The 7,540-nt window shown below is 71.4% G+C and carries 7 protein-coding genes; 2 read left to right on the forward strand and 5 right to left on the reverse strand.

The window, feature by feature from the left end; translation table 11 throughout:
* Nucleotides 1–225 precede the first annotated feature (225 nt).
* The 3 genes from GUY60_RS31090 to GUY60_RS31100 form a co-directional block, all read right to left on the reverse strand.
* On the reverse strand, nucleotides 226–1,302 hold the full coding sequence (locus tag GUY60_RS31090) for a prenyltransferase/squalene oxidase repeat-containing protein (RefSeq protein WP_161703881.1): 1,077 nt from the start codon (nucleotides 1,300–1,302) through the stop codon (nucleotides 226–228).
* On the reverse strand, nucleotides 1,299–2,042 hold the full coding sequence (locus GUY60_RS31095) for a class I SAM-dependent methyltransferase (protein ID WP_161703883.1): 744 nt from the start codon (nucleotides 2,040–2,042) through the stop codon (nucleotides 1,299–1,301). The genes GUY60_RS31090 and GUY60_RS31095 overlap by 4 nt, the downstream gene beginning before the upstream one ends.
* Before the next feature lie 132 nt (nucleotides 2,043–2,174).
* Entirely contained in the window at nucleotides 2,175–3,515 is a 1,341-nt protein-coding gene (locus tag GUY60_RS31100; RefSeq protein WP_161703885.1) for a glycosyltransferase family 4 protein, read from the reverse strand.
* A gap of 223 nt (nucleotides 3,516–3,738) precedes the next feature.
* On the opposite strand from GUY60_RS31100, the gene GUY60_RS31105 reads away from it, so the two are divergent.
* Nucleotides 3,739–4,404 (forward strand): TetR family transcriptional regulator, encoded by a 666-nt coding sequence (locus GUY60_RS31105; RefSeq protein ID WP_161703887.1) that lies wholly within the window; start codon nucleotides 3,739–3,741, stop codon nucleotides 4,402–4,404.
* Nucleotides 4,405–4,486: 82 nt separating this feature from the next.
* Here the strand turns inward: GUY60_RS31105 and GUY60_RS31110 are convergent, their stop codons facing one another.
* Nucleotides 4,487–4,720, reverse strand: a complete 234-nt coding sequence (locus GUY60_RS31110) for a ferredoxin (protein WP_161703889.1) — start codon at nucleotides 4,718–4,720, stop codon at nucleotides 4,487–4,489.
* A 9-nt stretch (nucleotides 4,721–4,729) separates the two neighbouring features.
* Nucleotides 4,730–6,187: an aldehyde dehydrogenase gene (locus GUY60_RS31115; RefSeq protein WP_161703891.1), complete on the reverse strand. Its 1,458-nt coding sequence runs from the start codon at nucleotides 6,185–6,187 to the stop codon at nucleotides 4,730–4,732.
* A gap of 266 nt (nucleotides 6,188–6,453) precedes the next feature.
* Between GUY60_RS31115 and GUY60_RS31120 the strand changes: the two genes are divergently transcribed.
* Nucleotides 6,454–7,494 carry a Strvi_7410 family MBL fold metallo-hydrolase gene (locus tag GUY60_RS31120; protein WP_161703893.1) on the forward strand — a complete coding sequence of 347 codons (1,041 nt, stop codon included), beginning with the start codon at nucleotides 6,454–6,456 and terminating at the stop codon, nucleotides 7,492–7,494.
* Nucleotides 7,495–7,540 lie beyond the last annotated feature (46 nt).

The raw sequence follows: 7,540 nt of genomic DNA on the forward strand, positions 1-7,540 counted from the left end.
GGGAAGGTGGGCGCCCTCAGGCTCACCCGCACCCCGGCCTTGCGCCACTTGGGCGAGCCCGAACGGGGTTCCGCCTCGGGGGCCAGCCCCCGGACCCCCGCTCCTCAAACGCCGGAGGGGCTGAATTTGCTGGACTTGGGCTGAAGCAGCAGCCAAATTCAGCCCGTCCGGCGTTTGAGGACGAGCCCGCAGGGCGATCGGCGGCAACCGAGTCGACGGGGCCCGCTACACGCTCGCGCAGCAATCCGGCTCAAGCCCCGCCGGCAGGCGATCCGTGCCGAAGACCGCGCAGGTCGCCTCGTGGCCGCCGAGTGCCGCCACCGCGAGCAGCAGCGCGCCCGCCGTCCACGCGGTCTGCTCCTCGGGCCAGATCGCCGCGTCCTCGAAGACGTACCCCGTCCAGTACAGGCCGGTCGTGTCGTCGCGGAGGTGCTGGATGGACTTGAGGATGTCCAGGGCCCGGTCGGACTCCCCCATCACCCAGAGGGCGAGGGCGAGTTCGGCGCTCTCGCCGCCGGTGACCCACGGGTTGGGGACGACGCAGCGGACGCCGAGGTCCGGCACCACGAAGCGGTCCCAGCCCTCCTTGATCCGGGCGTCGGCGGCGGCACCGGTCAGGGCGCCGCCCAGGACCGGGTAGTACCAGTCCATGGAGTAGCGGTTCTTGTCGAGGAAGCGCTCGGGGTGGTGACGGATCGCGTGGCCGAGCGCGCCGGCCGCCAACTCCCAGTCGGGCTGCGGTTCTTCGCGTACCTCGGCGATGGCGAGGGCGCAGCGCAGCGCCTGGTGGATGGAGGAGGACCCGGTGAGCAGCGCGTCGGTGACAACCGTGCCGTCCGTCTCGCGCTTCCAGCCGATCTCGCCGCCGGGCTGCTGCAGGGCGAGTACGCACTCGACGGCCGCGGCCACCGTCGGCCAGATCCGGTCGAGGAACGCGTCGTCGCCGGTGGCCAGGTAGTGGTGCCAGGCGCCGACGGCGACGTACGCGACGAAGTTGGACTCGACGCTCAGGTCGGTGGGCCGCTCGAAGTCCCCGTCGGCGTACGCCGCGTACCAGGAGCCGTCCGGGTTCTGGTGCCGGGCCAGCCAGTCGTAGGCGCGCGCGGCGGCCTCGTGCTCACCGGCCGTGTCCAGGGCCATGGCGGCCTCGATGTGGTCCCACGGGTCGAGGTGGTGGCCGCGGAACCACGGTATGGCGCCGTCGGCGCGCTGCCCGGCGAGGATGCCGTCGACCGTCTGCGCGGCCTGCTCGGCGGTGAGGACGCCGGGGAGGATGAGGTGGTCGGTCCGGGGCGTCGTCACGAAGCGTCCGCCACAGCGGCCCGCGGCAGGTGCGGCTTGGTCGCGTACGCCACGAAGCTCTTGCCGATCAGCGGGTTGAGGGCCTGCTCGGCGACCCGGGTGGCGAGCGGCTTCTTCATGATGTCCCAGACCAGAAGCTTGTGGTACGCCTTCACCGGCAGCGCCTTGTCGTTGTCGACACCGAAGGCGCACTTGAGCCACCAGTACGGCGAGTGCAGCGCGTGCGCGTGATGGGTGCCGTACGGCTTGAGCCCGGCCTCCTTCATGCGGCCGAGCAGCTCCTCCGCCTTGTAGATACGGATGTGCCCGCCCTCGACCTCGTGGTACGCGTCGGACAGCGCCCAGCAGACCTTCTCGGGCCCGTAGCGCGGCACGGTCACGGCGATGCGCCCGCCGGGCTTCAGGACCCGCACCATCTCGGCGAGCACACCCTTGTCGTCGGGAATGTGCTCCATCACTTCACTGATGATGACGACGTCGAACGACTCGTCGGGGAAGGGGAGTTGGAGCGCGTCCCCCTCCATGGCCGTGGCGGTGGCGCCCTCGGGGGCCTCACCGGCCTCCTTCATCGCGGCGAACCACTTGGCGACCTCGCGGATCTCCTCGGCGTTCTGGTCGAGCGCCACGACGTGCGCGCCGCGCCGGTAGCACTCGAAGGCATGCCGCCCGGCGCCGCACCCCAGGTCGAGGACGCGGTCGCCCGCGGCGAGCGGGAAGCGGGTGAAGTCGACGGTCAGCAAAGGGTCCTGCCTCGGGTTCGTCGGGGGTGGTGGGGGTTCGGGTCGGCTGGTCCGGGGCTCAATTTGAGCCGCTCCGGCGATTGAGGAGGCCCGTCCGGCAGGACTTCGGGAAGGGGCGGGTCAGGGGAAAGGTCATCGCGTACCCACCACGGCCGACCGCTCCATCGCCGCCCGGTACCGCTCAGCCGTGCCCTCGGCCGCGCGGGCCCAGGTGAAGTTGGCGAGCACCCGCTCCCGCCCCGCGGCGCCGAGCCGCAGCCTCAACTCCCGGTCGTCGAGCACCCGGCAGAGCGCGGCGGCCAACGCCCCCGCGTCCCCCGGCGGCACCGCGAGGCACGTACGCCCGTCCTCGCCCGCGACCTCCGGAATGGCGCCGCCGGTCGTCGCGACCAGGGCCGTACCGGTGGCCATCGCCTCGGCCGCGGGCAGCGAGAAGCCCTCGTAGAGCGACGGCACACAGGAGACCTGCGCGCTGCGCACCAGGTCGACCAACTCCCGGTCGGAGATGCCCTTCACGAACTCGACGGCCCCTTCGAGGCCGTACCGCTCGATGGCCGCGGCGACCGGCCCGTCCTCGGCACGCCTGCCGACGACGACGAGATGCGCGTCGGGCTGCTCGGCGCGCACCTTGGCGAGCGCCTCGATGAGATACACGAGCCCCTTGAGCGGTACGTCGGCGCTGGACGTCGTCACGATCCGCCCCGGCACCTCCGCGACCGCCGGATCGGGCGAGAACAGCTCGGTGTCGGCCCCGATGTGCACGACGTGGATACGGTCGCCGCGCACCCCGAGGTGGTCGACGATCTCCTGCTGCGAGGTGCCGGAGACGGTGAGCACGGAGGGCAGCCGGCGGGCGACGCGCTTCTGCATCCGCGTGAAGCCGTACCAACGCCGCTTCGACAGACGGCCCTTCCAGTCGGCGGCGGCGTCGATGTCCAGCTGCCGGTCGACGGTGATGGGGTGGTGGATGGTCGTGACGAGCGGCGCGCCGATCACGGAGGGGCCACCGAGGAGCCCGTACCCGAGGGTCTGGTTGTCGTGCACGACGTCGAACTCGCCGCTGCGGGCGGCCAGATGGCGCCGGGCGCGCAGCGAGAACGTCAGCGGTTCGGGGAAGCCGCCGGTGCGCATCGTGGCGAACTCGACCGCGTCCACCCAGTCCCGGAACTCGCCGCGCTTCGGCGTACGGAACGGGTCGGGGCTGCGGTACAGGTCGAGGCTGGGCAGCTCGGTGAGCGGGACGCCCTCGTCGAGCACGGGGTACGGCTGGGCGCCGATCACTTCGACATGGTGGCCGAGGCGGGCGAGCTCGCGGGAGAGATGCCGGACGTACACGCCCTGGCCGCCGCAGAACGGGTTCCCCTTGTACGTGAGCATCGCGATCCGCAGCGGGCGGTCGCCGCCGCCGGAACCCGGGCGGAGTCCCACCGCACGGCTCGCTCCGGGGCCTGTCTCTATGGCCTCAGCGGTCACGCGCGGCCCCCTTCTCCCTGCGGCTCCCGCGACATTACGCTGGGACGCTAACCTAGAACAAGTTTCAGACTTGATCGCTTGAGGAGCTTCGAATTTACCGGCAGGTAACGACACCGGAAGGCCTGGATCAGGTGATTCGCGCCACGACGGGGCCCCTGCCATGCTGTGCTCCTCGCGGGCCCGGATCCCAGGCCCCCTGGATCGGCACCATGGAACGGGACGTATGACTGCGGAAGTGGCGGAAGTGAAGGAACCCGGCGCGGCATCCCCTCCCCTGACTGAGCGTCAGGAGGCCCGTCGGCGCCGCATCCTGCACGCCAGCGCCCAGCTGGCCAGCAGGGGTGGCTTCGACGCCGTACAGATGCGTGAGGTCGCCGAGGCCGCCGGCGTCGCGCTCGGCACGCTGTACCGCTACTTCCCGTCCAAGGTGCACCTGCTCGTCGCGACCATGCAGGACCAGCTCCAGCACATGCACACCACGCTGCGCAAGCGCCCGCCCGGCGGGGACGACGCGGCGGAGCGGGTCGCCGAGACCCTGATGCGCGCCTTCCGCGCCCTGCAGCGCGAACCGCACCTGGCCGACGCGATGGTCCGCGCCCTGACCTTCGCGGACCGCTCGGTCTCCCCGGAGGTCGACACGGTCTCCCGGCTGACCACGGCGATCATCCTCGACGCGATGGGCCTGGACACCGACCCGACGCCTCAGCAGCTCTCCGCGGTCCGCGTGATCGAACACACCTGGCACTCGGCCCTCATCACGTGGCTGTCGGGCCGGGCGTCGATCGCCCAGGTGAAGATCGACATCGAGACGGTGTGCAAGTTGATCGACCTGACGACCGAACCCAGCCCGTCCTGGGGGCACCTCCCAGCGGTAGCTGGGGGAGCTTGAGGACGAGGCCGGAGGCCGATCGGGGGCGCCCACGTCAAGGGCACGGGAACAGCGACCCGTACCCCTGACCGCCCCCGCGCGGCTACTCCTCGGGCGGAAACACCGGCTCCCCACTCCCCAGAACCGTGATCGTGATCGCCTCCACCGGACACCCCTCCGCCGCCGCAAGCACATCCTCGTTCGCGTCCGCCTCCGGGGCGACGGGATGCGACTGCCGCGCCGAGTCCAGCCTGAACCCCGTAGCGGCAGCGTTCACACACATCCCGGAGCCGATGCACACGCTCCGGTCCACCTCGACTTGCCAACGGTCACCCATCGACGCACTTCACCCCTCATAGCCGGACGGCAGGTGGATCATCTTGTGCTCGAAATACTCCCCGTACCCCTCGGGTCCGAACTCCCGCCCGAGACCGGAGTTCTTGTAGCCGCCGAAGGGGCCGAGCATGTCGAGGCTGAAGGTGTTGACGCTGTACGTGCCGGTGCGGACCTGGCGGGCGACGTCGATGCCGCGCTCGACGTCGGCGGTCCACACGCTGCCCGAGAGCCCGTACTCGGAGTCGTTGGCGATCTTCACGGCCTCGGCCTCGTCCCCGTACGGGAGCAGGCAGATCACCGGGCCGAAGATCTCCTCGCGGGCGATCCGCATCGAGTTGTCGACGTCACCGAAGAGGGTCGGCTCGACGTACCAGCCCTTGTCCAGGCCCGCCGGGCGGCCGCCGCCCGCGAGAACCTTGGCGCCCTCCTCCTGCCCGATCCGGATGTAGTCCAGGGAGCGCTGCTGCTGCCGCTTCGCGACCAGCGGGCCGAGTTCGGTGGTCGGGTCGAGCGGGTCGCCGACCTTCAGCCCTGAAGCCGCCGCGGCGAACGCCTCGGCGAACTCGTCGTAGCGCGAGCGCGGTACGAGGATGCGGGTCTGGGCCACACAGGCCTGGCCGTTGATCATCCAGGCGAACGGCACGATGCCCTGCACGGCGGTGCCTGCGTCGGCGTCCGGCAGCACGATCGCGGCCGACTTGCCGCCCAACTCCAGGGTGACGCGCGTGAGATTGCGGGAGCAGACCTCCATGACGCGCTTGCCCGCCGCCACGGATCCGGTGAAGGAGACCTTGTCGACGCCGGGGTGCCCGACCAGGTACTCGCTGACCTCGCGGTCGGCGGGTATGACGGAGAGCACCCCTTCGGGCAGCCCGGCCTCGGCGGCGACCTCGGCGAGCAGATAGCCGTCGAGCGGCGTCTCCGGCGAGACCTTGAGGATCACCGGGCAGCCGGCGAGCAGCGCCGGGGCGAGCTTGGCGGCGGCGGTGAACTGCGGGACGTTCCACGGGACGACGGCCGCGACGACCCCCACCGGCTCGCGCCGCACGAGGAGTTTGCCGAGCACGCCGTCGCGCCGCTCCTCGTACGTGAAGTTCCGGGCGGTGGTGAGCGCGCTGTCCCAGACCATCATCGCGGCGAGTGACTGCACCATGATGCTGGAGGTGTACGGGGTGCCGTTCTGGGCGCTGATGAGGCGGGCGAACTCCTCGTGCCGGGCCGTGAAGGCGTCCTTGATACGGGTGACGACCTCGATCCGCTCGTCGAGCGTCATCCGCGGCCAGGGGCCGTCGTCGAAGGCGCGGCGGGCGGCGGCGACCGCGCGGTCCACGTCGGCGGGCACGGCGTGCGGGACGCGGCCGACGACCTCCTCGGTGTGCGGGGAGACCACCTCGATGACGTCCTTGCCCAGGGGGTCCACCAACTCCCCGCCGATGAACAGCTTCTGATGCTCCACGAGCTCCGTCATGGCCGTGTTCCTCCCGAGGGCGTACCGTTTCTGACGCTGTGTCTGGCGCTCTGCCTGGCACTGTTTCTGACGCTCTTTCAGAACTGTGTTTTCAGAACTGATACCAGTTCTACTTCCACTAGTCCACGGCCCCGACGCCCTCGCGAACAGCCTTGCAAAGAAGGCGCGTTGGGCAACCAATGGAACCAGTTCTAGTTATAGTGGCCTGACCCGACGCGCTGTCGAGCGAGCCATGGCCGTGCGCCCAACCGCAGCAGGGGGACCGGATGACGCAGGTGATCGAGCACGGCGGCGGCGTGTGGAGCATCAAGGTGCCGATCCCGGACAACCCGCTCGGGCACACCCTCGTCCACCTCCTCGACACCGACCCCGGCCCCGTCCTCGTCGACACCGGCTGGGACGACCCGGACTCCTGGGACACCCTCGCCGCCGGGGTCGCCGCCTGCGGTACGACCGTCGAGGACCTGCACGGCGTGCTCGTCACCCACCACCACCCCGACCACCACGGCCTGTCCGGGCGGGTCCGCGAGACCTCCGGCGCGTGGATCGCGATGCACGCCGCCGACGCCCATGTGGTGCGCCGCACCCGAGCGCAGGAGCCGGGCCGCTGGCTCGACTACCTCGCCACGAAACTCGCCGCCGCCGGGGCGCCCGACGAGCACCTCGCACCGCTGCACGCGGCCCGCGCCTCCGGCCGCACCCGCACCCTGCCGGGTCTGAACGCGGCGCTGCCCGACCGCGAGATCGTCCCTGGCGAGCTGCTCGATCTGGCGGGCCGCCGACTGCGCGCGATCTGGACGCCGGGCCACACGCCGGGCCACGTCTGCCTGCACCTCGACGAGGAGCACCCGGCCAGGCACCCGGGCCGCGGCCGCCTCTTCTCCGGCGACCACCTGCTGCCCGGCATCACCCCGCACATCGGCCTGTACGAGGACCCCGACGACCCCGCCACGGTGACCGATCCGCTGGGTGACTATCTGGACTCCCTGGAGCGCATCGGCCGGCTCGGCGTCGCGGAGGTACTGCCCGCGCACCAGCACGCGTTCACCGAGCCGGCCGCCCGCGTCGCCGAACTCCTCGACCACCACGAGGCCCGCCTGAGCGACCTGCGCACCCTGCTCGCCGCCCCGCTCACGCCCTGGCAGATCGCCGAGCGGATGGAGTGGAACCGGCCCTGGGAGCAGATCCCGCACGGCTCCCGCACCATCGCCGTCTCGGAGGCCGAGGCGCACCTGCGGCGCCTGGTGAAGCTGGGCTTCGCGGAGGCCGTGCCGGGCGGCGATCCGGTGACGTACCAGGCCGTGTGAGGGCCCTGCGGCCGGGGCGGCCGGGGCTGCCGGGGCTCCTCTGGGG

This window comes from Streptomyces boluensis (genome assembly GCF_009908195.1).
Classification (GTDB): Bacteria; Actinomycetota; Actinomycetes; order Streptomycetales; family Streptomycetaceae; genus Streptomyces; species Streptomyces boluensis.